The sequence below is a fragment of the Streptomyces alkaliphilus genome (assembly GCF_014141535.1).
Lineage (GTDB): Bacteria > Actinomycetota > Actinomycetes > Streptomycetales > Streptomycetaceae > Streptomyces > Streptomyces alkaliphilus.
This window is the reverse complement of the sequence record NZ_VKHT01001379.1, coordinates 1-1,017: the sequence shown is the minus strand read 5'-3', so window position 1 is coordinate 1,017 and position 1,017 is coordinate 1. Positions and strand designations below refer to the sequence as shown.

At 74.6% G+C, this 1,017-nt stretch carries 1 protein-coding gene; it reads right to left on the bottom strand.

What is annotated here, in order from left to right:
* Positions 1-204: 204 nt before the first annotated feature.
* Entirely contained in the window at positions 205-762 is a 558-nt protein-coding gene (locus FNQ90_RS24595; RefSeq protein ID WP_182608351.1) for a DUF4142 domain-containing protein, read from the bottom strand.
* Positions 763-1,017: the final 255 nt, after the last annotated feature.

The window sequence follows — 1,017 nt, the reverse complement described above, 5'->3', positions numbered from 1 at the left end:
GCGTACCGGGGGGAGCGGGGTCGGCCTCCCCGGTGAGGGTCACGCGGACCGGCTCCGGAGGCGGCGGGACCGTCTCCGGCGCCGGCGCGGACAGCAGGAGCGGGGCCGACGCGAGGCCGAGTCCGACCCCGAGGGCGAGCGCCACCGATCCGGGGCGGTCCCGGCGGGGCGGTGCGGGCCGGTGGCGCACCGTGCGCACGACGGTCAGCGGGGCCCGAAGCCGGCCGGGACGTACGCCGGGTCCACCCCGGCGCGGCAGACGCCGCCGCGGACCATCTCCAGGTGCATGGCGACGATCGGGCGGGCGGAGAGCGCGGCGGCGGTGATCTCCTCGTCGGTGCCGTACTCGACCTGCGTGTCGATCAGGTCGAGGGTCTCCAGGTGGGCTTCCTCCTGGGCGAGGAGCCAGGCGGTCTCGTACTCCTCGGTCCCGGCGAGCGCGGAGACCTCGTCGAGGACGCGCTGCTGCTCGGGGGACGGGGCGTCGGGCAGTTCGACGCCGCGGGCGTCGGCCAGGGTGGTGACATCGGCGTCGAGGAGGGTGTGGTCGCGTATCAGCACCTCGCCGACGTGGCGGACGCATTCGCTCCGGGCGTTCTCCAGGGCGTCCTCGCCGGCGAGGATCTCGGTGAGGTTGCCCTGGCGCGACTGCTGCAGGTAACCCGCGTCGGTCGCGGTGTCGTCGGCGAGGGCGGTTCCGGTGGAGGTGCCCGCCATGGCGAGGGCGGTGACGGCGGCGGCGACGAGTCGGGTGCGCTTCATGTGTGTCCTCCTGTGCGGAAGGGATGCGGGACGACCACCCGTTCGGGTGCGTCCCGTCGTCGATGGTTGGGCCGTTCGGGAGGATCCGCATCCGTGTGTGGACCGGTCGGGTGACCCCCGACCCCACGGGCGGCGGAGAAACGGGAGTGTCCCGGGGGTCCGGCGGGCAGGGCTGCGGACATGGCAGCGGAAACACCACGGGCGCGTGACGGCGCGGCACAGGGAAACGGCACCGACGACAACACCGGCACGACC